Raw genomic sequence first — 25,320 nt, 5'->3', positions numbered from 1 at the left:
CCTAGACCAGCAGGGGGACTGGGGCGGTCGTGGCGGTCCGCTGTCTGCGCGCGTCGTCGAGACACTGGCTGAGCGTCCCGATCTCGTTGAGCCGCTCCGGGTAGATCACGGTTTTCAGGTCGCCCTGCTCCAGGTTGACCGCGGCGGCGGCTAGCCGGCGCAGCGGCCGCACGAAGCACAGGTGGTACCAGCCGAGCAGCAACAGCCCGGCCGCGCCAACGGCCAGCGCGGCGAACAGCGCGTAGCGGCGAACCACGTTGTCCGGCAAGGGAAGCGTGGTCAACGGCTGTTCCAGCACCACGGTCCAGCGCAGCGGATCGGTGCTGGGCGAGCCGGTGACCGTGGCCGCCGCGACGACGTACCACTGGCCGTCGATCTGGTCGGTGCCCGGCCGGCCGACGCCGCCGAGCGCGTCGGTGACGCTCTGCCGCAAGGCCTGGTCGGACAACACATCGAAGGCACGGTAACCATCGGCCGAGGCCAGCGTGCGCAGTCCGGAGTCGACGAGTTTGCCGTTGCCGGCGCTGCGCCGCAGGATCGACGACAGCCTCGTCACATCCAGTTCGCCGATCAGCACGTGCGAGCGGTCCGGCAACGGGGTGCTGGCATAGAGCACGGGAATCCGGCCTGCGGTGTTCTGTTGGTGCAGACCGGATCCGCCCGGCGGGCGTTCGATGGTGCGCAGCGGCGCACGGCCGGCGTCGACCTGGACCGCGCCGTTGGCGTCGGTGACGTAGACGCTGCGGTAACGCTTGTTCTGCGTCATCAGGTTGGCCAGCGCCGGTTTCAGCGAGGCGACGTCGCCGGTCGCGCGGGTGGCGAAGGTGCGAAGATCGCTCAGGCTCGCCGACATCTGGTCACGCAGCGCGCCGGCGGTCACCTCGGCCAGCCCGCGCTCGCCCTGGACGACCAGGTCCGGCACGTTCGGCACCGCTTCTCCGGCGATGACCCCGATTGCCGCCGAACAGAGCAACAGCGGGGCCACCGCCAGGACAACGAACAGCCGGGCGGAAATCCAGCCACGCTTGACCGGAAGGATCTCGTCGCGCAGCGTCGCCGACACCACCGCGGCCTCACGCAGGCGGTACTTGCGACGACGGTGACCGCCGAGCGCCTCGGCCCGCAGCCGTCGCAGCGGCACCACGAAGCCGAAGCCCAGCAGCGCCAGCGAGGCCAGCACGGCCGCGGCCAGCACCGCCGTCACCCAGGCCGTTTCCACCGGCGTCTGCGCCGTGCCCTGGGACGGGGCGGAGCCGACGAGCACCAGGTTGAGCCCAAGTGGCCGAGCGGGATCACCCGTCAGAATCGGGGCATAGACGGCAATGGGCGTGGTTCGGGCGCCATCCACCACCGGTCCCTTGCCGGCGTCGCCGACAATGCTGCCGACGGCCGTCGAATTCGTGCTGGCCGCGGTCACCATCGGTTGGTATTTCGGATCGAACGCGCCGCGGGATTTCACCACCTGTCCGTCGACCGTGGTCAGCAGCAATGCCTCGGCCGGTTGACCGGACAGCGTGTGGGCCGGGATTTTCAGGCCGGTGGTGACCAGAATCAGCCAATCGGTGCCGGTCAGCGGGGCCGCGGTCAGCACGACCGTCGCCCCCGACTGGTCACGCACCAGCGCGACGGTGATGCGGTCGATGTCCTTGTTCGGCAACGACTCCACCGGCACCGGCTCGCCCGTGCCGGCCAGCAGGGTGCCGACGCCCCGTTGGACCAGGGCCAGGCCCAGGGCCTGCGGGGTGCCCCGGGTGATCGCCGCGAGGGTGCCGGCCGGCGTCGGGTCGGGGTGCACGGTGTACAGGGCGCTGGCCGTGCTGAGGTCGCCCGCGACGTCGCCGATCGAGTCGGCGGTGGCGCGAGCGAGGTCGTTCACGAGTAATTCTTGGGATTGGGCGACGGCCAATGCCCCGCCGCTGCGGGCGGCCGCCGGTAATTGGATCACGCACCAGGCCACGAGCAGGCACAATGCGGCTCCGACAACCGCGAGCGGTGCTCGCAGTCCGCCCGGAAATCCACTCTCCACCGGCTCGAGGCCGGCCTTGTTCGCCACCACGCGCGCTCTCCATGTTCAGGGTCCACAGAGGACGGTCAAACGCGGCGGCGGGGTGCAGCGTTCCACTCGTACTGTCTACTTCATTGCCTATTAGAGTATGATTCGAGTCACAAGGCAAGCACTATTCGCCACCGAACGACCGCGAGCGCCACCGCCGGGCAGCCCGAAACCTCGGAGAATTTTTTGTGTCTGCACGGAACTTGCTGGTCACCGCGCTCGGACTGGTCTGCGTCGCGGTGCTGGCTGTGATCAACATCCCGGACCGGACCCCCAAGATCGATCTTGTCGAGCGCGCCTCACAGTTCGCGGCCGCGCTCCGTTCGGACGCGTCCTATCGGCCGCCCACCGTGCGTGAGGGAGAAAGCGCCCTGGCCGGCCTGATTCCCCTGCTCACGGGCGGAAAGGACACTCAGAGTGAGGTGAAAACGCTTACACCATTGGGATTTGCGTTGACCACGGGGAAGGATTCCGCCACCGGCCGGCAGTTCGTCATGGCGGCCACCGAACCCGGTGACGAGCGGGGCTGGGGCATGTACATCGCCGACTACGGCGCGCAAGCGCGGCAGGTCATCGAGGTGCCGCACCCCAATTTCGATCTGGACACCGAACAGGTCGGTGTCCAGTTGTACCGGGCGCTGCCCGGATCGGCGGTCCTGATCGCCGGCGCGCACCGCAGGGCGGCCAACGGTCTGGCGGACGTAGCCCACAACGCGAACTCGCTGTTCAACCTCGTCGCCACCGCGCTGGCCCGCAAGGGCCTGCCCCAGATTCAGCTGCACGGCTTCGACAGCAGCAGCCTGCCCGGCACCGGCGTGGTCGTCTCCGGCGGCTCCACCCCGCACACGCGTCTGCACGAGCGGATCGCCGACCGCATCGAGGCCGACGGCACCGTGGTCTGCCGGGCCTGGCAGGCCAGCTGCGGCCACCTCGAAGGCACCACCAATGTGCAGGGACAGGCCGCCGACTCGATGGGCACGGTGTTCGCGCACATCGAGTCGGACGGCTCCGTCCGCGAGGACCCTCAGCAGCGGGACCAGCTGGTCAAGGCGCTGGCCGAGGCGATCAGCGCTGGCCCATAGCGCCGACGACCTTGCTGGTCAGCGTGGAGCCGCCCAGCACGGTGCCGGCCTTGATGCCGTGCCAGTCGTTCACCAGCACGGTGCGGGCGCCCAGGTACTCGCCGGTGGCGGTGTCGATGATCATCTCGTGCAGCTGGGAGTCCACGACGAGGCCGAACGCCTCGCCCTGCCGGCCGTCCAGGTCCGTCGCCGTGCCGACCACCTTCAGGGTCGGCAGGTAGGCCAGGGCCTGGAACACGGCCTTGCGCAGGTCGGCCGAGATCAGGCCGGTCTCCAGGCCCGCGCCGATCTCACCGAGCAGGATGTCGCCCTCGTTGCCGGCGGCCTCCGCGCGCAGCTTCACGTACAGCTGCTTCGGGTCGCGGGGCAGCGCCGCCAGGTAGGCCGGGGTCGGGTGCCAGAAGTTGACCGCCTGGTCGCCGAAGAAGTTGCCGCCGCGGGCCTTCCAGTCGCCGAGCACCTCGATCTGGATGCCCTTCGGCAGGTCCGCGGCCGAGCCCTTGAGGAACTTCTTGACGCCCGAACTGGTCCGCTTGTGCTCCCACAACTGGCCCTGGTCGGCCGGGATCCAGGTCTCGTAGGTCTCGTCGGTGGTGTAGTACCACTTGACCGGGTCAAGCCCGCCGTCGCCGGACGCGCCCGTGATCGTGCGGCTGCGCACGTAGAGAAACTGGCCCGGCTGGAGCACCACGTCGCCGGTCTTGCTGGCCGCCTGGCTCAGCGCCTCGGCCGCCACCGCGCTGCCGATCTTCGGCTCGGGTCCGTCGCCGCCTGGCATGACGGACGGGCCGACCAGGGCGACCACCATCACGCCGACCACCACCGCGGCCGCCGCCAGCCAGGCGATGTGGCGCCCCCGACGACGCTGCATCGGCACGACAGCGGCTGCCGCGGCCGGCCCGCCGGCGGCCTGAACACCACCATCCGGCTCGGCAGCGGCCTGTTCGGCAGCGCCCGGCTCGGCACCGGGCGGCTCGAACGCCCGCTCGGCAGCGCCCGGCTCGAACGCCCGCTCGGCGGCGGCCGGTTCAGCGGCCGTTCGGCCCATCCGGGCCAGCAGCTTCGCCCGGCCGGCGTCGAACGCCTCATCGGACATCTCGGGCAGTTCCGACACCGCCCGCTTGACCACGCCGTCCTCCGCGGGCCGCAGTCCGTCACGCATCGTCCTCACCCTCCTGTCCCTTGATCCGCGCACGAAGTTTGGCCCGGGCCCGGAACAGCCGGGTCCGCACGGTGGCCACCGGGGTGTCGGTCACCTCGGCCACCTCGGCCGGCGCCAGGTCGGCCCAGGCCACCAGGAGCAGCACGTCCCGCTCCTCGGGCCGCAGCCCGGCCAGCGTCTCGGCCAAGCCCCCGACGAGGCTCTCGGCGTCGAGGACGGCGGCGGTCCGCTCGTCCAGACGATCGCCGACGACACGACGCCCGTGTTCGCGGGCCAGGGCCCGGAGTCGGCGGCCCTCGGCGCGCACGTGCTGGCGCAGCATGTTCGTCGCGATGCCGTACAGCCATGCCCGCAGGCTGGCCCGGCTCGGGTCGAAGTCGGCCCGCCGCTCCCACACGGTCAGGAACGCCTCCGACACCAGGTCGTCGGCGACCTGCGGATCGACCCTCATGGCCAGGTACCGGTGCAACGTGCGGGCATGGTTGTCGTACAGCTCGACCAGCTCGTCGGCGTCGCGCAGCCCCGTCACCCCCGGCCCTCCTGTTCGCGCCAGCGGCGCCGTCTCACTGCTCACCGAACATATTGGTCAGTGGGCCGCCGCGCGTTCCCGTACCTTCGGACGGGTGACTACCTGGCAGGAGTTCACCGAGGTCGCGCCGAAGATCGCCGCGATCTTCACGCGGCGGCACACCGCCACCGGCAACCTGTGTTTCCTGGCCACGCTGCGGGCCGACGGCTCACCGCGGATCAGTCCGATGGAGCCTCGGATGTTCGAGGGCCAGCTGTGGATCGGCGGCATGCCTGGCACCACCAAGTTCCGGGACCTGGCCCGCGATCCCCGGTTCTGCCTGCACACGGCCACAGTGGACACTCACGTGGCGGACGGCGACGCCAAGCTCTGGGGCACCGCGCACGACGTGCAGGACCTGGAGCTGCACGCCCGCTACGCCGAGAACCTGTACCGGCAGACCGGCTTCGACCTGCGCGGGCAGCGGTTCAGCCCGTTCTACGCGGCCGACATCACCAGCGCCTCGGCGCTGGAGGTCGGCGACGGCCACCTGGACGTGACGATCTGGCAGCCGGGTCAGGCGGAACGGGTCGTGCGCAAGCACTGATCAGAGCGTGAGCTTGAACCCGAGGTGGCTTGCGGTGAAGCCGAGCTGCTCGTAGAACCGGTGGGCGTCGGTGCGGGCGGCGTCGGACGTCAGCTGCACGAGGCTGCATCCCCGCTGCCGCGCCTGGTCGACGGCCCACGCCATCAGCTTCGATCCGAGACCGGTGCCGCGTTCGGTGCCCCGCACCCGGACGGCCTCGATCTGGGAACGGGTGCTGCCCTTGCGGGACAGGCCGGGCAGGTAGGTCAGCTGCATCGTGCCGACCACCTCGCCGTCCCGCTCGGCCACCGCGAGGAACTGGTTCGGGTCGGCGTCGATGGCCTTGAACGCCGGCCAGTACGGGGTCATGTCATCCGGGGACTCCCTGGTGGCGCCCAGCATGTCGTCGGCCAGCAGGGCCACGATCGCCGGCACGTCGGCCTCGGTTGCCCGCCTGATCTGAACCTCGCTCACGACTTCAAGGCTAGCCGCACGCGGGTGACGTCGGCGTCACGACCCTGGGCGCGGTAGAGGTCCAGGGCCTCGGCCCAGGCCTCGCGGGCCTGCGTCGACTCGCCGAGGGCGGCGTAGGCGTGGCCGATGTGGTCGAGGGTGTCGGCGACCTGGTAGGCGTGGCCGAGCTTCCGCCGGATCTCCAACGCCTCACGGTAGTGGCCGACGGCCTCGGCGTGACGGTCGCTGTGGTCGGCAACGTAGCCAAGACTGTCCAAAGTGGCCGCTTCGCCCAAGTCGTTGTGGTGACGGCGGAACAGCGCCAGCGCGGCCTCGCAGTGCTCGCGGGCTCCGTCGTGGTCGCCGACCTGGGCTGCGCACCAGCCGACGGCGTTGAGGGCCATGGCTTCTCGACCGGGGTTGGCCATTTCTCGATACACGACAAGGGATTGCTTGGCACACTCCAACGCGAGTTCGTGCTGGCCGAGGGCGGCGTGGCCGGACGTGAGCGAGCTGAGGGTGACCGCCTCCTGGTGGCGGTCCCCGCTGCTGCGGGCGAGGTCCAGCGCGGCCTCCAGGTGGCCGATGGCCTCTTCCGCGCGGTGCAGGCGAATCAGGGCGTTGGCGATGTTGCGGCGAGCCACGACCGTCGCGTTCGGATCGTCGAGGTGCTCGGTGGCGGCCAGCGCGGTCTGCCAGAGCGACCGCGTGTCCTCCAGATGCCCCTGAACGTATTGGTACGTCGACAAAGCGGCGGCCAGCTGCCAGGCCGTCCGGTACCAGCCCCGGTCGAACGCCTCCTGCTGGGCGGCGAGCAGGCACGGGTCCTCGGCCTCGAACCACGCCAGCGTCGTCCGGTTCTCGGTCAGCTCCAACGGCTGCGCGCCCGGCGCGGGCTCGTCCATCGCGATCGGCGTCGCATGCGGGTCGAGCACGGCGTGGCCGCTGTGCGCGGTGTGCAGGTAGAAGTCGATCACCCGGCGCAGGGCCGGCGCGGCGTCCTCGACGTGGTCACGGGCGTGCAGACGGACCAGGTCGTGCATGCGGTAGCGGCCGGCGGCGTCCCGTTCGACCAGGGACACCTGCTCCAGCGTGCGCAGGACGGCGCTGGTCTCGGCGCCGGACAGGCCGGCCAGGCTGGCCGCGGCGGCGTGGCTGATGTCCGGGCCGGGGGCGACGCCGAGCAGCCCGAACATGGCGGTCTCCGTCGCGCTGAGGCCTCGCAGCGACCACGACAGCACCGCCGGCAGGCTGGTCGCCGGGTCCTCGTCGTCCAGCGCACCGATGCCGGCGCGGAGGTCGGTCGCCAGCTCGGCCAGCGTCACCTCCGGGTCGCTGTGGGCGCGGCCGGCGACGATGCCCAGCGCCAGCGGGAAGCCGCCGCAGCAGGCCAGGAGCTCGGCCACGGCCGCCGGCTCGGCCGCGACGCGTTCCTCGCCCAGCCAGCTGACCAGCAGGCGGCGGGCCTCGTCGTCGGTGAGGACGCCCAGCCGCAGGTGGCCGGCGCCGTGGCGGGTGGTCAGGCGGGTCAGGTGCCGACGGCTCGTGACGACGACAACGCTGGAGGAGGTGCCGGGCAGCAGCGGCACGACCTGGTCGGGGTCGGCGGCGTTGTCCAGCACGAGCAGCAGCCGCTTGGCGGCGATGGTGCTGCGGAACAGGGCCGACTGGGCGGCCAGGTCGGCCGGGATCTTGCTCGCCGCCACGCCCAGCGCGCCGAGGAAGCCCCGGATCGCCACCGTCGGCGGCACGGGCTCCTCCGTCGGCGAGAAGCCCTGGAGGTCGACGAACAGCTGGCCGTCGGGGAACTCGTCGACGTGCCGGTGGGCCCATTCCAGCGCCAGCCACGTCTTGCCGATCCCACCCGCGCCGGCGATCGCCGAGATCACCACGGTGTTGTTGGCGCCGGCCGTGGTCGTGATCCGGTCCAGCTCGGGGCTGCGGCCGGTGAACCACACCGGGGCCGCCGGCAGCTGCCTCGGCACGAGGTTCGGCCCCGGCGTGTCCAGTTCCGGGTCGCCGCTGAGGATGCGCTGGTGCAGGCCGCGCAGCGCCGGACCGGGGTCGGCGCCGAGGCGTTCGGCCAGCTGTTCGCGCAGGTTTTCGTAGCGCTGCAACGCCTCCGCCTGCCGGCCCGCCCGGTAGAGGGCGGTCAGCAGCTGGGCGGCGACGCGCTCGTCCAGCGGCTCGGCGTCGGCCAGGGCCGTGAGCTCGTCGAGGACGTCCGTGCCGGCATTGAGGGCGGCGTCGATCCGATCCAGCTGGACGGCTCTTCGCTCGGCGTCCAGCGCGGTTCGGACGTCGGCCAGCCACTCGCTGTCCGTGCCGGTGAAGGCGTCGCCCCGCCACAGGGCCAGGGCTTCGTCGAACAGCGCGAGGGCGTTCTGCCGGGCCGCCCGCGCCTGCGCGGCGAGACGTCGGAAGCGGTGCAGGTCGATGCGGTTCTCGTCGACCGTGAGCACGTAGCCGGCCGGGCGCTTCACGATGGCGACGTCGTCCGGGAGCAGGCCGCGCAGCCTCGACAGGTAGCCGTACAGCGCGTCACGGCCGCGTTGAGGCTGTTGCTCGCCCCAGACCCGGTGCAGCAACTGGTCGGCCGTCACCGGCCGATTGGCTGCTACCAGTAACACCGCAAGCACGCTACGTTGTCTCGCGTGGCCTAGGTCGAGCGTCGTGCCCTCGCTGACCGCCTCGACCGCGCCGAGCACCCGGAACTCCACGTGCACGGGAGTATCAGAGGTCGGCCCACGCATTCAAGGTTTCCCGAAGGTCCGTGTGACACGGTGGTCCCGGTGCCGTTCCCGAGCTTCCTCGGGGGAGGTGGCGTTCGGGAACGGCACCAGCCTCAGTGCGGGGCCGCCCAGGGCGGCCGTTACCGTGGGCGGATGCCCAACGAGGACACCGCGCCCATTCCCGTTCATTCCGTCGCGGCGCGGCCCGGCACCCGTGCCGTCGCGTTCCTGGCCGTCTCCGGGGTGCTGCTGATCGTCAGCACCTTCGTGAACCTGGTCTCGCTGCCCGGGGTCGGCGGCGAGTCGCTGGCGTCCATCACCGGCTGGGGCCTCGACCTCGGCATCGGGCACACCATCCAGCAGTACGTCGGCGTGATCACGCTGGTCTGCGGGGCCGCCCTGATCGTGATCGCCGCCGCCAGCCTCCGGGCCGAGTTCCGGTGGACCCGCAACGCCTCCCTCGTCGCCGGCGGCCTCGGCGTCGCCGCCGGGCTGTTCCTGTCCGCCGCCGGCTACAGCACCGGCGTCTTCCTGGCCGAGATCGCCGGCGTGTCCGGTCAGGACGTCGCCCCCCGCCTGGGCATCGGCATCTGGCTCGCCCTGCTCGGCTCCGCCTGCGCCCTGGTCGCCATCGCCTCCCCCGTGCGCCGCGACCCCATCGTCGTGGAGCTGCCGCCCATGCCGGACGAGGACGTGGAGGCGCCCGTCGTGTACCGGCTGGACGAGCCGGAGGAGCCGACGGCGTCGGAGGCGTCGGAGGCGTCGGAGGGTGAGACTCCCCAGCGCTGAGTCACCGGCGTCAGCTCACCGCCGATGTGCCGGAAACCGTGTTTCGGTGTGACGCTGGGCGGGACTCGCGGGGGGTGTCGAAAAGGCGGGGGCGGCTTCGATACTGGGGCATGCTGACTGAATTCACCGCAACGCTGGTCAAGAGCCCGGCCAAGGGCGGCTGGACCTATGTCGTGTGGCCGCGGTCCGCCGAGTTCTTCGGCACCCACGGCCTGGTCAAGGTGCGCGGCACCGTTGACGGCGTGCCGTTCGAGAGCTCCTTCATGGCGCTGGGCGACGGCACGCACAAGCTTCCCGTGAAATCCGCGGTCCGCAAGGCCATCGGCAAGGACGTCGGCGACGAGGTCCGGATCCGCCTCGACGAGCGCCTCTAGCCGCTGCGCTCGGCCAGCACGAGCAGGCGAATGTGCGCAGCGTGCCAGGCGGCCGGGGTGTGGGCCTCGGCCAGCAGGTCGCCGGTCCGGGCCAGGCCGACCTGGCGGAGGGTGGCGGCGGCGTGGTCGAGCCGGCGGCGGACGCCGTCGGTGAGGTGGCCGAGGCCCCGGTGCGCGGCCTCGGCGGCGACCTCCAGCGCGGTGGCGACGGCATGGGACACCGGGTCCGGCTCCGCCCACGCCATGGCGGCGAGCGCGGCGGGCTCCCCGTCGACGAGGTCCGGCACGACGACGCCGTCGGGCGTCAGCACGGCGTAGGGGTCCAGCACCACGGCGCCGTTGACGCGTCGGACCGCGCCGCTGATCATCCGGGGGTCTGCGGCCAAGGCCTGGGCCAGGACGTCGAGGGCGGCCGGGCGGAAGCGGCTGTACCGGGCGGAGACGGTGGCGGTGGTGCCGTCGGCGTCGGCGATCACGGCGTCGAGCCGTTGCGCGCCGGGGTCGTAGCCGACGCCCAGGACCTCGGCGACCGGGAGTACCCGGACCAGCTCGGCCTCGACCCGGGCCCGCACGAAGGCCGGCGGCAGCGCGGCCAATTCCCTTTCCAGCGCGGCGAAGTCCGCGGCGAGGACGGTGTCCGGCAGCTCCGTCCAGGCCTCCCCCACCGCCGTCACCGAGGTCTTGGACACCCGGCTCGTCGTCAGCCGCACGACCCGGCTGGCACTGCGCACGGCCGACTCCGACACGACGTTGCCCACGGCCAGCCGCCCCAGGGTGCTGCCGGCGACGCGGCGGGCGGCGTCGATCTTCTCCGAACGGTGCCGGAGCACAAAAACCGTGGTCTGGCCGGCGAAGTAGACCTCCGCGGTGTGCTCGTCCACCACTCGGCAGCCCAGCGCGGTCAGCCGCACCCGCTTCAGCTGCGTCTCGGCCTTCTCGTCGCTGCCCAGGACCTGCGACTTCGGGCCGGTCGACCGGTTCCGGGCGTGCAGCTCGCTGATCAACGCCGCGAACCGTCGCGTCTCGTACTCCGCGCTTCGGCCGCGGTACGCCCCGAGCTGGTCCACCAGCTCCGCCATCGCGGCCGCCGGCCAGTGCAGATTCCGGTCCGCCAGCTCCCTTTGCGCACGCCGCAGGCCCGCCTCCTGCACCGGACTGGCGTTGACCGCCCCGTCCAGGAGCAGCTGATCCACGAGCGCCACCGCCTCGGCGAAGCCCTCGCGGTCTCCCCCACCCCCGGCCTCGAAGGCCAGCTCCCCGCGTTCGTCGGCCTCGCGGAACGCCCACACCGCCAGCACCACGAACTCGTCCCGCTTGGCCGCCGTGACGTCGGTGTGCACGTAGCCGAGCTCCCCCGGCACAAGGAACCGGACGGTGCACAGCGGCAGTTCCGCGCTGGCCACCGGATCCTCGGCGGTCGGCCGCCGCAGCCGCACCGGATACCCCGACCGATGGGTCTTCCTGGCCGCCGCCATCGTCCGTGCACCGAACTCGGCGGTCAGGAGCTCGTCGCTCAGCTCCCCCGGCGACCACGGTTCGAAAGCCGCGGCCGTTGCGCCGTGATCCCGTTGGTACGCCAGCACAACCGCGATCCGGTGCCGGCAGACACCGGGCGCGCCACAGGAACAGCTGGCCGCCTCCAACCCGACGCCGGGCGGCAGCACGGCCGAGAGGCCGTCGGCGAACTGCGCCCGCACAGTGCCGTCGGCATCGGTCTCGATGACCACGCCGGTTTCCCTGGCCGCCCGTTTGACCAGGCCGCGGTTGGCCAGGGCGATGAGGGATTCCTCAGTGAGGGCAAGGAGATCAGCGCGGCTCATCCGACCTTCTCCGCCACGAACTCGGCCAGCTCCCCCGGCGTCATCGCGCCGACATGGGCGCCGACGTCGGCGAGGCGCTGGGCCAGATCGCGGTCATAGCTGGGGTTGGCGTCCTCGTCCAGGGCCGCCAGGCCGAGGACGTGGGTGCCCTGCTCGACCAGGCCGCGCACGGTCTGGATCAGGTGGTACGGGCTGCCGCCCTCGTAGAAGTCGGTGATGACGGCGAGGATGGCGCGGCGGGGGTTGTCGATGAGGCCGGCCCCGTACGCGACGGCGCGGGCGATGTCGGTGCCGCCGCCGAGCTGCACCTTCATCAGCAGCTCGACCGGGTCGACGACGTCCGAGGTGAGGTCGACGACGTTGGTGTCGAAGGCGATGAGGTGCGTGCGCAGGCCGGGCAGGCCCCAGAGGCAGGCGGCGGTGACCGCGGAGTGGATCACCGAGTCGACCATCGAGCCGGACTGGTCGACGATGAGCACGAGCTGCCACTGGTCGACGTGCCGGCGGGTGCGGCTGACGAACCGGGGCCGCTCGATCAGCACGCGCCGGTGCTCGGGCTGGTAGTGCGCGAGGTTGGCCCGGATGGTGGCGCGGAAGTCGAAGTTGCGGGAGTTCTTGACGTTGCTGGGCCGCCGGTTGCGGGTGCCGGTGAAGGGCTGCTGGACCTCACGGGCCAGCCGGCGCATGAGGTCCTCGACCACGGCCGCGACGATCCGCCGGGCCATCAGCAGCACCTCGGGGTTCATCAGGTGCTTGGTCCGCAGCACCGCTCGCAGCAGCGCGGCGTTGGGCTCGATGCGGGCCAGCACAGCGGGATCGGTGACCACATCGGTGATCCCGTACCGCTCGACCGCGTCCCGCTCCAGCCGCTCGATGGTGTCCTTGGGGAACAGCCGGTGGATGTCGTCGAGCCAGTCCACTGTCCGCAGCACCGATTCGCCCTGGCCCCCGGTCCGCACGCCTTGGCGCTGGAGCTCGGGATCCCTGCCGTAGAGCCATTCCAGCGCCGCGTCACGGCCGGAGTTGCCGCCGCGACCACCGGCGCCGCCGGCGCCGTCGCCGGAGTTGCCGGACAGGCCGCCGCAGTGACGCTCGGCCGGCTCGCCGAGGATGAGCCGCCATCGCTCCAGATCAGTCACAGTCCCACCTCGCCAGCGCTCGACCGGTCTGCGACCAGGGTCTCTGCATAGAATGGCGCCCTCGCAAGCTCGGTCACAGCCCCACCTCGCCAGCGCTCGACCGGTCTGCGACCCGAGTCTCTGCATAGAATGGTGCCCTCGCAAGCTCGGTCACAGCAACCCCTGTCCGGCCAGAACACTGTCCACAGTGGTCTCCAGGGCCATCGCCCTGGCCACGATCAGCGGATCGACGTCGGCCCGCAGCAACGCGCGCGACCCGCCGAGCATGCGGGCGATGGTCTCGCGTTCGGACGGCGGGAAGAAGGAGAAACCCTGACGCAGGGCGGGAAGCGCGATCAGGAAGTCCTCCTCGGTCATGGTGCTGACGATGTCGTCGAGCACGGTGACGATCCGCTCCTCGGACAGCACGCGGTCGCGGGCGACGGCAAAGAGCCCGGCCAGCCAGTCGCCGAGGGTGCGAGGGGTGGAGACGCCGGCGACGGCCCGGGCGGCGTCGACGTCGTCGCCGAGGGACCAGCCGAAGCCGCAGGCGGCGCCGCGAAGATCGGGCGGCGCATCGGCGTTGGCGGCCACGCGGGCAGCGACGGCCAAGGCGGACGGGCGGTCGAGGCCGAGGGCGGAACCGGCGTGCAGCACGGCATCCCGGCACGCGGCGACGGCACGGAGCCGCCGTGGCTCGGCCGGGGCGGGGCCGCCGCGAATGCCCTCCATGATCCACAGTGACCGCTGGACGGCGGTGACGATCATCGGGGCGAAGACGGGACTGCCGGCCGTGCCGAAAAGCCGGTCGTGCCGCCACAAACCCAGCACGGTGGCCAACACCTGGCCGAGGGCGTCCAGCTCGCCGGCCCGGGCGATGCCGGCGGCCAGCGAGGACGCGATCTCCGGCGTCCACGAGTCGATCCCGCACAAGGCCCCGTCGAACAGCAGCGCGGCCAGGTCGGCGATACCGGCGCCGGGTATCCGCTCCCGCATGGCCGCGGCGGCGCTGTCCGGCAACGTCGCGCCGTAGGCACCGGCCTCGATCAACGCCGGCAGCCGGTGGTCGGACGGCGTGAGCTGCCACCGCTCGTCCAACACCGGATCGGCCCCGCCCGACGGCCCCGACAGCCGCTCGAACCCGGGCACCCCGAGCACCCGCAGCCGGTGCAGGGTCCGGCTCCGCTCCAGATCCAGCGGCACCGTCAGGTCCAGGCCGACGCTGCCCTCGTGATCCAGCTTCAGCCGCTCCAGATCGCCGGTCACGGCCACGACCAACGGCGGCAGCGGCGTCGCCTCGTGCAGCCGGCCGACGCGGTCGCCGCTGAACGCCGCCACCATCTCCACGACGGCGGGATGCGTGCCGACGGCGATCGGCCCGCGCCGGCTCCACGGCGGCGGCTGCGGCAGGTCGTCGTGTACCAACGCGCTGACCAGGCCGTCCAGAACGTCGGTGCGCGAAGGGAATTCGTGCCCACGGAGCCGGGCCAGGCCGGTCGTCAACGTGCGGGCGGCGATCAGGTCGGCGGTCGACACCGGCTGCTTGCGCCCCCGCAGCCGAGCCACCACCGCCTCCACCATGGCATCCGCTGCGCCGGCCACGCCGTCGGTCCACAGCCGCTGGTAGTACTCCGGCGACGGCATTCCCGACTGGTACCCGGTGAACGAATCCAGCCGTTTGTGCGAGTACGGCACGAGATAGCTGTCGCCGACCGCATCCGGCGGCGGCGCCGGCACCTCGGGCCAATCCCCCGTGCCGACGGCCAGCGCGCGGATCGCCGGCGTGTGAAATCCGCCCGTGACAACAACAACGTCACCCTCGGCGGCCGCCGCCCGCACCCACGAGGCCATGTACTCCTCGCGCGCCTGATCATCCTCCCCGGCCGGCGATTCCCCTCGCACCACGTCGAAGTACGTGGTCAACCGCTCGGCCAGGTCGTCGTCCGGCACCGCCTCGACCAGGTGATCCCACAGCGTGTCGGCGTTGTCGACGGCGAAGTCGCGGCACAGCCGCTCGGTCACGGCCTCGTACCGGTGATCGGCATCGGCGTACCGGTTGCTGCGCGAAGCGAAGGCCGGATGCCACGCCGGCAGGTCGATGAACCGCACCTGGGCGCCGTGCTCGCGGCCGACAGTCAGCGCCACCCACTCCGGCGAGTAGTCGCAGAACGGCGTCCACGAGCCGTGCACCCGCTGGTCGTCCCGGTAGTAGGTGTAGACGGCGATCGGCAGCTCGTGGCCGAGCAGCAGCTCGTCGAGGCGGGGATTCAGATCGGACGGCCCCTCGATCAGCACGTGCGCCGGCCGGACCGCCTCGATGGTGGCGGCGACCAGCCGGCTGCACGCCGGGCTGTGGTGGCGGACCCCGATGTAGGTGACGGTCATCAGCCGGGCAACAGGTGTCGGGCCGCGTGCAGGGCCTGCCACTGCTGACCGTGCCGGCGCGGGGCCTGCTGCTCCAGGTAGCGCCGCAGCCGGGCCAGGTCGTCGGCGTTGTCCTTGGCCGCCGTGCCGGCCAGGCACTCCACGATGTCCGCCGCCGTCCCCGCATCCCCGCGCAGGTACCAGCCGCGCAGCCCGACCGCGTGCGCCACCGACACCGCCTCGGCCGTGCTCATCACCGTGGACAGGCGGTCGACCTGGCCGCCGTCGCCGCGCAGCTCCCGGAACGCCGTGACCAGCACCTCCAGCACGTCCCGCCGCGGCGCGATCTCGACCCCGGACTGCTCCAGCAGCCGGGCCGCCTCCTGCTCAACCAGCCCCAGCTCGGTGTCGAAGTCGGGGATGGGGAACACCGTCTCGAAGTTGAACCGGCGTTTCAGGGCCGCGCTCATCTCGTTCACGCCGCGGTCCCGCGTGTTGGCGGTGGCGATCACGTTGAAACCGGCCTGGGCGAACACCATGCCGTCGGCACCGGTCAGCTCGGGAATGGCCAGCACCCGCTCGGACAGCAGCGACAGCATGCAGTCCTGGACCTCCAGCGGGCAGCGCGTGATCTCCTCGAACCGCACCAGCTTGCCCTCGGCCATGCCCCGCAACATCGGCGCCGGCACCAGCGACCGCGGCGTCGGCCCCTCGGCCACCAGCAGGGCGTAGTTCCAGGAGTACTTGATCTGGTCCTCGGTGGTCGCCGCCCCGCCCTGCACGGTCAGCGTCGACTCGCCGGACACCGCCGCCGCGATCAGCTCGGACAGCAGGGACTTGGCCGTGCCGGGCTCGCCGACCAGCATCAGGCCGCGGCTGGTGGCCAGCGTGACCAGGGCCCGGTCGACCAGGGACGGATCGCCGACGAACTTCCGGCTGATCCCGTTGTCCCCCACGATGAAGCGCCGGGCCGCGGCCAGGCTCAGCGCCCAGCCCGGCGGGCGGGGATCGGTGTCCGTGGCCCGGAGCGTGGCCAGCTCGTCGGCGTAGCGGATCTCGGCGGGAGGCCGTTGCAGGTTCATCGTCGCCTCAGCTCGTCAGCGCGGTCAGCTCGGCCAGCAGCTCGGAGGCCGTGATCGGGTCCAGCTCGCCGAACGGGCGCAGCGGCGCCTGGTGGTTCCACCAGCCGTCGCCGCCCTCGACGTCCAGCTTGATCGCGCCCAGGACCTGCTCCGGGTCCATGTCGATCATGCCGACGGTGATGCCGGGATCGAGTGGCAGCACCGCCGTGACCCCGGGCGAGGGTCGTACGATGGTCCACTCGCAGCCGTTGTCCTGTGGCGGCGTCCGCTGCCAGGACCGCTTGGTCAGCCCCAGCAGCTTGCCGACCGGCACCTTGACGCCCTCGAACCGGTGCAGCCAGGTCGCGGCCCGCTCCTCGTCGGTCAGCGTGAACACGGGCCGCCCGAGCTGCGGGAACGGCTGGAGGATCTCGTAGTCGGCCAGCACCTCGGACCAGGCGGTCACGGCGTCGCCGAGGGTCAGCGGGTGGGCGAGCCGGACCCGGGCGTCCGTGCGCAGCTCGAAGGTGTTGTCGTCGACGTCGGCCGGCGTGCGGTCCTCGGCCAGCCGGAACCCGGTGCCGGCGTCGTCGATCCACACCAGCCGCCGCACGATGTGCCACAGCAGCGGATGCCCGGCCAGCAGGGTGGTGAACTCCTCGGCCGACCAGTCGCGCTGGTGGACCATGGCGTTCTCCAGCCGCAGGATCTGGTCGGCCGCCACCGTGCGGACGTCCTTGCGCAGCGCGGCGAACCTCGCGTGCTCGGCCGGCGCCAGCTCGGCGTCGTCCTTGCCCGCCGGCTTGGGCAGGTCCTTGCGGCGCTTGCCGTCGCCGTCGATCACGTACGGCTTGAGCTGCTCGTCGAAGCCCACGGTGAAGGACCGCGAGCCGTAGTCGACGCGCAGCGTGGCCGCGTCGTCCAGGCCGAAGGTGGGCACGAGCCGGTCGGCCAGCTGGTCGGCGGTCAGCCCGATCCCCTCGGCGACGGCGGCGATCTTCTCCTGGGCCCGCTGCTTGAGCGCCTTGAACTTCACCTTCTGGGCGATGGAGCTGAGGTGCGTCAACGCCACGTCGGTGCCGATCGCGGCCAGCACGTCCAGCCCCGACACGGCCTTGGCGTGGCCGCCCTCGCCCGGCCAGGCCCGGATGATCGGGGCCAGCCGCCGCACGCAGTCGTCGTCGCCGAGCAGGCCGACCGCGGTCAGCGCCCAGTTGTCCTTGGTGACCTCCCCGCCCGCACGCCACTCCGCGAACAGCGCCCAGGCGAACTCGGCCAGCGACTTCGGGTCGCAGAGCTCCCGCACCACGGCCACGCCCGCGTACGGCTCGTCGACACGGGAGATGGCCAGCATGGTCAGCAGGTGCCGGGTGGCCTCGCGCGGCAGGCCGTCGCCGCCGCGCAGCCGGATCTGCGGCAGCAGGTCGACGTCGGCCCAGTCGCCGATCGCCGGCATCTTGGCCGGCAGCTGCTGGAACGGGTCGGTGCCGACCAACGCTTCCACCGCCGCGCGCGCCTCCGGCCCGAACCGCTCGACCTCGGCCAGCACAGCGTCGGGGGAGGTCTGCGTGGCCATCAGCCGCAGCGCCGCCTCCGCGATCTTGCGCTCCGCGGCGGTCCGGTAGAACACCGCCGGCAGCAGGTACGGGACGACGGCCGTGCCGTGGCGGGCAAACCAGCCGGCGGCCAGGTCCCGCATGCTCCTCAGCTTCGAGTAGGCGTTCGCCATGACCCACGCGATGTCCGCGTTGACGAACGGCAGCAGCAGATGGCCGTAGGCGGGCATGGACTGCTGCACCCAGGTCAGCGTCATCGGCACCGCGTCGGCCTCGAACCGGGCCAGGATGTGCTCCAGGTACAGGGCTTCCTGCCACGGCAGCTTGCACCGGCCGTCGAGCAACGGACGGGCGAGGTCCGCCGGCCCGAGCAGGAGCAGGCCGGCGGAGACCTCGGGCTTGGCCCGGCGGTCCCGCATCAGGTCGGCGGCGTGCTGCCAGTCCGGCTCCCCGCCCGGCAGCACCGGCATCTGCTTGAACAGATAGCCGCGCCGCTCCTCCGGCGTGGAGCCGTAACCGGCGCGGATCTCCGCCCACTGCTCGCGTTCGCCCGGCAGCCAGCTGACGACGGTCCCCGTCGGCGCTTCGATCCCGGCCGGCGGCGTCGACTTGCCCTTGGCCCGCTTCACCGTCCACGGTGGACTGACCAGCAACGGCGGCAGCTTGTCGTTCTCCGCCTCCGGCACGCGTTCCATGGCGGCGAGCACACCGTCCAGCCCGGCCCGCACGCTGTCCGACCACGACTCGTTCAAGAGGTCCGGATCCGCCTGCAGCAGGCCGAAAAGCAGCCGCTGGGCCGTCTTGTCCCGTCCGGCCGCGACGGCCAGCATGCGCACGGCGCGGTGCGGGAACCGCCGCATCGCGGCGATCAGGCCGCCTTGGACGTGCTTCTGCCCGGCCCGGGACAGCAGCATCCCGAACGCCTCATCGGTCGGCAGCAACGCCAACGCGGCGACCAGCAGCTTTCGGGTGTCGCCACCGGCCGCGTCACCGTCCAGTGTGGTCGCGAGCAACGGGGCGGCGTCGGGGCCGAGGGTGTGCACCAGCGTGTAGACGTGGGTCTCCAGGGCCCACAGCGACACGCCAAGGGCCCGCCACTGCTGAGGAGTGCCGGGCACGCCGATGGTCAGCTCGGACAGGGCACGCGCCGGCCCGTGCTGGTCCCGATGGGCGATCAGGTCGTCCACCCAGGCCGTTTCGTTCGGCACGAGGAACGCCGCGAGCAGCCGGCCGAGCTCGTCGTGCCGGTGCTGGGCCAGCAGCGCGACCGCCGCCGCGTACTCGGCGTCGTCGGCGCAGGCCAACGCGTCCCGCACGGCCTCGGCGGCCCCGACGGCCCGCCAGGTCCACTCCAGGTTGTCGCCCGGGAGCACCCGTTCCCGCAGGTAGTGCCGGGACTCGTACTGGCCCGCGACCATGTTGGACGCCACCAGGCGGCTGTAGGCCAGCAGCGCCTCGGCGGCGAACACCGGCCCGTGCTGCTCGATCCAGTCGTGCCCGTCGGCCCGCCACACGTTGCGGGCGGCCATCACGGCCCCCGCCCCCAGGGGATTCCGCTCGCCGGCCAGATAGGCGTGGCCGGCCTCGGCCAACGCCGGCGCGGTGAGCTCGTGGTCCAGCGTTGCGACGATCTCGGCCCGGTACGTGGCCAGGTCCGCCCGACCCCGCTCGACCTTCCCGTGGTCCACTTCGAACGTCCGCAGCAGCTCCCGGTCCCGCCGCAGCCGGACGTACCGCCGCGCGTTGTCCGGGATGACCAGCGTGTTTTCCAGCTCCACCCTTGTTTTCCCCTCCTGAGCCCGCACTGGGACGAACCCTACGGGAGGGGTCTGACAATCTCCGGTTTGCGCCGAACGGGCGAGTTGACGTCACGTCCTGGCGGCAGCCGCGATAAGCCAGCCCGTGGGACGAACCTCGAACCGGGCGCGGTTGGCGGCGGCGCTCGCCGGTGGCGTGCCCGCGGCAGTCGGGCTGGCGGAGGGCCGACCGGCGCTCGCGTTCTGGCTGCTCGTGCTGTGCGAGGGCGCCGTCGCGGTGCTGGTGTACATCGGGGACATCCTCGGCGACGTGGCCGCGAAGTGGCGTGAGCGCGCGGTCAAGGGGCTGGACCAGGCGGTGGTGCGGTGGCTGAGCGGCTTCGGCCGCAAGTACCGGGACTTCATGCTGCCGCTGCTGCGGGCCTCGGAGGCGCAGGGACCGGCCAACACCGGCTTCTACCAGCCGGATCTGGAGGAGATCTTCGTCGACGTCAGCCTGGAGCCGCGGTCGCCGGACAAGGCGCAGGTGGGGCTGGTCGGCGACGAGAACGTCGGTGGGGAGGAGCGGCGGCGGCTGTGGGAGTTCCTCGACCGGCCGCAGCCGCAGGTGCTGGCGGTGCTCGGCGCGCCGGGCAGCGGCAAGACGACGCTGTTGCGGCAGACCGGCCGTGAGATCCTCAAGCAGCCCCGTGGCCGTCGCCGCAAGGTGCCGGTGCTGCTCTACCTCCGTGACCACGTGGCGTCCATTATGGCCAGTCCGCGGATCAGCGTCGCCGCGCTGCTGCGCCGCGAACTGGAGCGGTACAACATCGAAGACCCCGGCAACTGGTTCGAGCGGCGGCTGATGGCCGGCAGTTGCGTGGTGTTGTTGGACGGCCTGGACGAGGTGGCCCGTCAGCAGGACCGGGAGACGGTCGCGGCGTGGGTGGAGCACCAGGTTCGACAGTACCCACGCAACGATTTCGTTGTCACGTCAAGGCCTCACGGCTACCGCACCGCCCGCGTCACCGGCACGATCGTGCTGCAGGTGTGCAACTTCAACGACGGTCAGGTCACGGAGTTCGTGCACCGCTGGTATTCCGCCCTGGAACGAAAGATCACCGGCGGGGCCGACACCGCGCGGCAGCGGGCCGACAAGGCCGCCCACGACCTGCTGGACCGCCTGGCCCAGGCGCCGTCCTTGCATCAGCTGACCGTGAATCCCTTGCTGCTCACCATGATGGCCAACGTCCACCGGTATCGGGGCGTGCTGCCGGGCAGCCGAGCCGATCTGTACGGGGAGATCTGCGAGGTCATGCTGTGGCGACGGCAGGAGACCAAGAAGCTGCCGGTGGAGCTGCGGGGCGACCGGAAAGAGGCGCTGCTGCGCGGGTTGGCGTACCGGATGATGGAGCAGCAGACCCGCGACGTGCCGAAAGATGTTGTCACGACGGCGATCCGCGCCGGGCTGCGACGGATGTCCCGTGAGGTCGGCGTCGAGGACTTCCTGAGCGACGTCAGCTCCAACGGGCTGCTGATCGAACGGGAGAGCGGCATCTTCTCCTTCGCCCACCACACTTTCCAGGAGTACCTGGCCGCCTGTCACGTGCGGGACAAGCGGCTGGCGCACATGCTGGCCGAGAAGGTGGACGACGTGTGGTGGCGGGAGACGACGTTGCTCTACGTCGCCGGCGCCGACGCGGACCAGATCGTCGCCGCCTGCCTTGAGTCGGCCAGCATGACGGCGCTGCTGCTGGCTTTCGACTGCGCCGAGGAGGCCAGCGAGCTGGCCCCCGAGCTGCGGGATCGGATCGACGGGCTGCTGGATTCCGCGTACGCCCCAGGGGCTCCGGCCGATCGTCGGCGGCTGATGGCCGGCGTGCTGGTCACCCGACAGCTGCGGCATGTCGTGCGGACGGCCGGCGGCGGCCGGATCTGCGCGCGGCCGGTGACCAACGGCCTGTATTGGCTGTACCGCCAGGAAACCGGGTGGCCCGGACCGGATCGGAAGGACGTCCGATACAGCCGCGACCAGCCGGTGCTGGGTGTTCGCGGCACCGACGCGGTGGCGTTCACCAACTGGGTCAACAAGATCTCCGCCAGCCAGGCCTATCGGCTGCCGGACGCCGAGCAGCTGGCGGAGCTGTCGCTGCCGCCGTGCGCGGTGTGGATCGGGTCCGGCCAGGAGCTGTGGAGTCGGCAGCGCAATCCCCACCTGGTCAGCGATTCCGCGCTGACCAGGGCCGTCACCGACGACGTCGAGCGCTGGAACATCACGTTGGCCCGGCTGCTGCTGGTGCAGGCGTTGGTCGAGGCGCGGCTGCTGACGCTGCGACTGGAGTGGGCGCTGGAGAACGTGCGCACCAAGGCACAACGCCGTCACGTGCGGGGCATGGACCTTGACGTGGCGTTGGCCCGGGTTCGCCAACGCAGCAAGGATCGGCCGCTGGCCATCGCGGCGGCATTGGAGCGGGCCAAGGGTGTGTTCGGGGACGGCCGGCTGGACGAGGCGATCGACCAGACCCGCGAGGTGGTGCGGGCGGTCGCCCTGGCCCCGAAGGCCGAGCGTCGGCGGGTGTTGGAGCGGGGCGCGGCGCTGGCCCGTGAGCTGGTCGCCGAGCTGCCGCCGGTGCTGGCCGCGGTGTTCGCGTTGCCCAAGGCCCTGGACAACACCGCGACCCCGGATCGTCCGATGGGACGGATGTTGTCCAACCTCTTCGACTGGCTGTTCTCCGATGCCACGCCCCACAACTGGTCGGCGCGGTTCGCCGAATGGCTGTGCGCGGCCAGCCGGCTGCCGGAGCCGATCATCCCGTCGCCGGACCTGCTCATTCCGATGGCGACGGCCGCACGCAAGGACATGATCGCGCTGTATCACGCCACCGACGGGGACGACGAGGACGAGGAGCAGGACTCGGACTCGGGGCCGTCGGCCTGGTCATGCCTGGCGGCGGTGGCGTTGGAGCGGGTGGCCGGGCCGGTGTTCGAGCGCCGCGAGCCGCTGGCCGACGACACCGTCTCCGCGATCCGGCTGGCCGCGCTGTGCCTGGCCGGCGAGGTGACCGATCCGCGGGAGGTGGAGCTGGGCCGGCGTTTCCGGGCCCTCGCGGCCGGTGTCACCCTGCTGCAACACCGGTCGACCGGGCACTGGAAACCGACGGAAATGATCATCCTGGCCACTGCGTGACAGTGCTGTCATCTTCTTGCAGTTCTCAGTACAACTCTTGCGGCCAAGTGTCGTAATTCGTATAGTCCGCTGCACGTGGTCTCGCACCCTGCCTCGCGGGACCAGGAAGCGAGCAGTCGATGAAGCCTGCCAACCCTGCCTTTGGCATGCCCGTATTGCTGGCCGCGACGCTGATCGCCTCGGGCGCCGCCCTGCTCACCGGGGCCGTGCCGGCCGCCGCGGCCACCTGTCCGACCACCGCCTCCGGCGGCGCGTCCGTGCCGTTCCGCACGGTGGAGGCCGAGTGCTCGGCCACCAACGGCGCCGCCGTCGGGCCCGACTACACCCAGGCCAGCCTGGCCTCCGAGGCCTCCGGCCGGCAGGCCGTGCGCATCGGCCAGGGCCAGTACGTCGAGTTCACGCTGCCCACCGCGGCCAACTCGATCAACGTCCACTACAACCTGCCCGACGGCAGCTCCGGCCGGCTTTCCGTGTACGTCAACGGCTCCAAGCTGGCCAGCGGCCTGTCCGTGACCTCCCGGTACATGTACATCGACACCGGCTGGATCCCCGGGGCCAAGAATCACCATTTCTACGACGACTCCCGGCTGCTGCTGGGCCAGAACCTGAGCGCCGGGGCCAAGGTCCGGGTGCAGGCCGACGGCGGCGACGTCGGCCAGGCCACCATCGACCTCGCCGACTTCGAGCAGGTCGGCGGCGCGGCTGCGCAGCCCGGCGGCTCCTTGTCGGTGACCGACTACGGGGCCACGGCCAACGACTCGTCCGACGACTCGCAGGCCTTCCGCAACGCCATCTCGGCCGCGAAGTCGCAGGGCAAGACGGTGTGGATCCCCTCCGGCCGGTTCGAGATCTCGTCGGCCCTCCAGGTCGACCAGGTGACCATCCGTGGCGCCGGGCCGTGGTACACCACCTTGCACGGCAACAACATCTTCAACAACGGCGGCGCGTCCGGCAACATCAAGCTCTCCGACTTCGCGATCTTCGGCGACGTCACCGAGCGCAACGACGGCAGCCCCGACAACGGCTTCCACGGCGTGCTGGGCAACGGATCCGTGGTGCAGAACCTGTGGATCCAGGACACCAAGTGCGGGCTGTGGCTGATGAACGGGGCGTCCAGCAACCTGACCATCAGCAACAACCGGATCATCGACACCATGGCCGACGGCGTCAACTTCGACGGCGCGGTCACCAATTCCACACTCAGCAACAACTATCTGCGCAACAACGGCGACGACGGCCTGGCGCTGTGGTCCAACGGGCAGGCCGACTCCGGCAACTCGCTGACCGACAACACCGTCGTGCAGCCGAATCTGGCCAACGGGATCGCGCTGTACGGCGGTTCCGACAACACCGTCGGCGGCAACCTGGTCCAGGACACCAACGCGCTGGGCGGCGGCATCCTCGTCGCCAACCGGTTCAGCAGCGTTCCCCTCGGCGGCACGATCACGTTGTCCAACAACACGACCCTGCGGGCCGGGGCGCTGGATCCCAACTGGCAGTTCGGGGTCGGGGCGCTGTGGTTCGACGCCCGTGACCAGGCGATCACCGGCGTGACCATCAACGTCACCGGGTTCAAGGCGATCGACAGCCCCTACGAGGCGATCCAGTTCATCGACGGCAACGGCGCCGGCAAGACCATCCAGGGCATCACCGTCAACGGCGCGACCGTGCAGGGCGTCGGCACCTTCGTCGTGCAGTCGCAGACCCAGGGCTCGGTGTCCATCAGCAACGTCAGTGCCAGCGGGGTCGGCGTGGTCGGCACGTACAACTGCCCGTATCCGACCTCGGCGCCGAAGATGACCTTCAACGGCTCCGGCAACAGCGGCTACAGCGGCACGTGGGGCGACTGCGCCTCCTGGCCGCCGCCCAACTCGGGCCCGCCCGCGCCGCCGTCGTCCGGCACGAACCTCGCGCGTGGCAAGGCAATCTCGGCCAGCGGCTCGCAGGGCGGGTTTCCGCCGGGCAACGCCAACGACGGCAACGCCAGCACCTACTGGGAGAGCACCAACAACGCCTTCCCCCAGACGTTGACCGTGGACCTCGGCCAGGGGTACTCGATCAACAAGGTCGTGCTGAAGCTGCCGCCGTCCTCCGCGTGGGGCGCCCGCACGCAGACAATTGCCGTGCAGGGCAGCAATGACGGCAACTCGTGGTCCACGCTCGTGGCGTCACGGGGTTATGTGTTCGATCCGGCGTCCGGCAACACCGCGTCGGCGTCGTTCGGCGCATCGAGCCAGCGGTACGTGCGGCTGACCATCACCGGCAACACCGGGTGGCCGGCCGGGCAGATAGCGGAGTTCGAGGTCGACATGGCGTGATGTCGTTGACGGGGGCCGCTTTCGGGCGGCCCCCGTTCGCCTTCAGTGCTCTTCGGTCGACGGCAGGAAGCCGTGGCCCGACAGGTCGAACCAGTTGCCCTCGGGATCGATGGCCCGGTACTCGGCGAACGGCCGGGTGGTGTGCCGCGACGCCGGCTTGGGCAGGCCGGCCTCGACGAGGCTGGTCATCGCGCCCTCGACGTCGTCGACGTGGAAGCCGAAGTGGTTGAAGCCGGTCGGCACGTCGCCGTCGAGGGCCTGCTGGATGATCGCCAGGTTGATGTAGCCGTCGGTGAGGAACTGGCTGCCGTCCGGGTCGGTGTGGAAGATCCGCATGCCGAACTGGTCCCGGTAGAAGTGGGCCAGCTCGACCGCGTCGCGGGCGGTGAAGGCGAGGTGGCGCAGCTTGGCGGTGGGCATC

General features: G+C 71.4%; 17 protein-coding genes. 6 read left to right on the top strand and 11 right to left on the bottom strand.

All coding sequences use genetic code 11. The annotated features are described in order from the left end of the window. Position 1: 1 nt before the first annotated feature. Positions 2 to 1,876 (bottom strand): cache and HAMP domain-containing protein, encoded by a 1,875-nt coding sequence (locus AB0M73_RS19000; protein ID WP_363891982.1) that lies wholly within the window; start codon positions 1,874 to 1,876, stop codon positions 2 to 4. Between the two features lie 365 nt (positions 1,877 to 2,241). On the opposite strand from AB0M73_RS19000, the gene AB0M73_RS18995 reads away from it, so the two are divergent. Next, on the top strand, positions 2,242 to 3,135 hold the full coding sequence (locus tag AB0M73_RS18995) for a hypothetical protein (protein ID WP_363891980.1): 894 nt from the start codon (positions 2,242 to 2,244) through the stop codon (positions 3,133 to 3,135). On the opposite strand, the gene AB0M73_RS18990 is transcribed toward AB0M73_RS18995, so the two are convergent. Continuing rightward, the gene (locus AB0M73_RS18990) at positions 3,119 to 4,297 is read right to left on the bottom strand and encodes a CU044_5270 family protein (RefSeq protein WP_363891978.1); all 1,179 of its coding nucleotides are present in this window, start codon (positions 4,295 to 4,297) and stop codon (positions 3,119 to 3,121) included. The two genes, AB0M73_RS18995 and AB0M73_RS18990, sit on opposite strands and share 17 nt — an antisense overlap. After that, entirely contained in the window at positions 4,290 to 4,826 is a 537-nt protein-coding gene (locus AB0M73_RS18985) for an RNA polymerase sigma factor (RefSeq protein ID WP_363891976.1), read from the bottom strand. Before AB0M73_RS18985 ends, AB0M73_RS18990 begins: the two co-directional genes overlap by 8 nt. A gap of 94 nt (positions 4,827 to 4,920) precedes the next feature. Here AB0M73_RS18985 and AB0M73_RS18980 point away from each other — a divergent pair, with 94 nt between their 5' ends. After that, positions 4,921 to 5,412 carry a pyridoxamine 5'-phosphate oxidase family protein gene (locus AB0M73_RS18980; protein ID WP_363891974.1) on the top strand — a complete coding sequence of 164 codons (492 nt, stop codon included), beginning with the start codon at positions 4,921 to 4,923 and terminating at the stop codon, positions 5,410 to 5,412. Here AB0M73_RS18980 and AB0M73_RS18975 read toward each other — a convergent pair whose 3' ends face one another. Both AB0M73_RS18975 and AB0M73_RS18970 read right to left on the bottom strand, forming a co-directional pair. Then, on the bottom strand, positions 5,413 to 5,865 hold the full coding sequence (locus AB0M73_RS18975) for a GNAT family N-acetyltransferase (RefSeq protein WP_363891972.1): 453 nt from the start codon (positions 5,863 to 5,865) through the stop codon (positions 5,413 to 5,415). Then, positions 5,862 to 8,570, bottom strand: coding sequence for a BTAD domain-containing putative transcriptional regulator (locus AB0M73_RS18970; RefSeq protein WP_363891970.1), 2,709 nt, complete (start codon positions 8,568 to 8,570; stop codon positions 5,862 to 5,864). The genes AB0M73_RS18975 and AB0M73_RS18970 overlap by 4 nt, the downstream gene beginning before the upstream one ends. Before the next feature lie 159 nt (positions 8,571 to 8,729). Between AB0M73_RS18970 and AB0M73_RS18965 the strand changes: the two genes are divergently transcribed. Further along, entirely contained in the window at positions 8,730 to 9,365 is a 636-nt protein-coding gene (locus AB0M73_RS18965) for a hypothetical protein (RefSeq protein ID WP_363891968.1), read from the top strand. 110 nt (positions 9,366 to 9,475) lie between these two features. Then, positions 9,476 to 9,739 (top strand): DUF1905 domain-containing protein, encoded by a 264-nt coding sequence (locus tag AB0M73_RS18960; RefSeq protein ID WP_043725723.1) that lies wholly within the window; start codon positions 9,476 to 9,478, stop codon positions 9,737 to 9,739. Here AB0M73_RS18960 and AB0M73_RS18955 read toward each other — a convergent pair. The 5 genes from AB0M73_RS18955 to AB0M73_RS18935 all read right to left on the bottom strand — a co-directional run bounded on the left by AB0M73_RS18955 (position 9,736) and on the right by AB0M73_RS18935 (position 19,436). Continuing rightward, positions 9,736 to 11,559 (bottom strand): SWIM zinc finger family protein, encoded by a 1,824-nt coding sequence (locus AB0M73_RS18955; protein WP_363891965.1) that lies wholly within the window; start codon positions 11,557 to 11,559, stop codon positions 9,736 to 9,738. The two genes, AB0M73_RS18960 and AB0M73_RS18955, sit on opposite strands and share 4 nt — an antisense overlap. Then, positions 11,556 to 12,698 carry a VWA domain-containing protein gene (locus tag AB0M73_RS18950; protein ID WP_363891963.1) on the bottom strand — a complete coding sequence of 381 codons (1,143 nt, stop codon included), beginning with the start codon at positions 12,696 to 12,698 and terminating at the stop codon, positions 11,556 to 11,558. The genes AB0M73_RS18955 and AB0M73_RS18950 overlap by 4 nt, the downstream gene beginning before the upstream one ends. A 150-nt stretch (positions 12,699 to 12,848) precedes the next feature. After that, positions 12,849 to 15,062 carry a DUF5682 family protein gene (locus AB0M73_RS18945; protein WP_363891961.1) on the bottom strand — a complete coding sequence of 738 codons (2,214 nt, stop codon included), beginning with the start codon at positions 15,060 to 15,062 and terminating at the stop codon, positions 12,849 to 12,851. After that, positions 15,062 to 16,123 (bottom strand): AAA family ATPase, encoded by a 1,062-nt coding sequence (locus AB0M73_RS18940; RefSeq protein WP_363891959.1) that lies wholly within the window; start codon positions 16,121 to 16,123, stop codon positions 15,062 to 15,064. Before AB0M73_RS18940 ends, AB0M73_RS18945 begins: the two co-directional genes overlap by 1 nt. Positions 16,124 to 16,130: 7 nt before the next feature. Then, entirely contained in the window at positions 16,131 to 19,436 is a 3,306-nt protein-coding gene (locus tag AB0M73_RS18935) for a DUF4132 domain-containing protein (protein WP_363891957.1), read from the bottom strand. A 124-nt stretch (positions 19,437 to 19,560) separates the two neighbouring features. On the opposite strand from AB0M73_RS18935, the gene AB0M73_RS18930 reads away from it, so the two are divergent. Further along, complete coding sequence (locus AB0M73_RS18930; RefSeq protein WP_363891955.1) at positions 19,561 to 22,581, top strand: NACHT domain-containing protein; 3,021 nt, start codon at positions 19,561 to 19,563, stop codon at positions 22,579 to 22,581. Positions 22,582 to 22,727: 146 nt separating this feature from the next. Continuing rightward, positions 22,728 to 24,899, top strand: a complete 2,172-nt coding sequence (locus tag AB0M73_RS18925; RefSeq protein WP_363891953.1) for a discoidin domain-containing protein — start codon at positions 22,728 to 22,730, stop codon at positions 24,897 to 24,899. A gap of 42 nt (positions 24,900 to 24,941) precedes the next feature. Here the strand turns inward: AB0M73_RS18925 and AB0M73_RS18920 are convergent, their stop codons facing one another. After that, positions 24,942 to 25,319, bottom strand: coding sequence for a VOC family protein (locus AB0M73_RS18920; RefSeq protein WP_363891951.1), 378 nt, complete (start codon positions 25,317 to 25,319; stop codon positions 24,942 to 24,944). Position 25,320: the final 1 nt, after the last annotated feature.

Source organism: Kutzneria sp. NPDC051319, assembly GCF_040682195.1.
GTDB lineage: Bacteria > Actinomycetota > Actinomycetes > Mycobacteriales > Pseudonocardiaceae > Kutzneria.
This window is presented reverse-complemented; position numbering and strand designations above follow the sequence as displayed.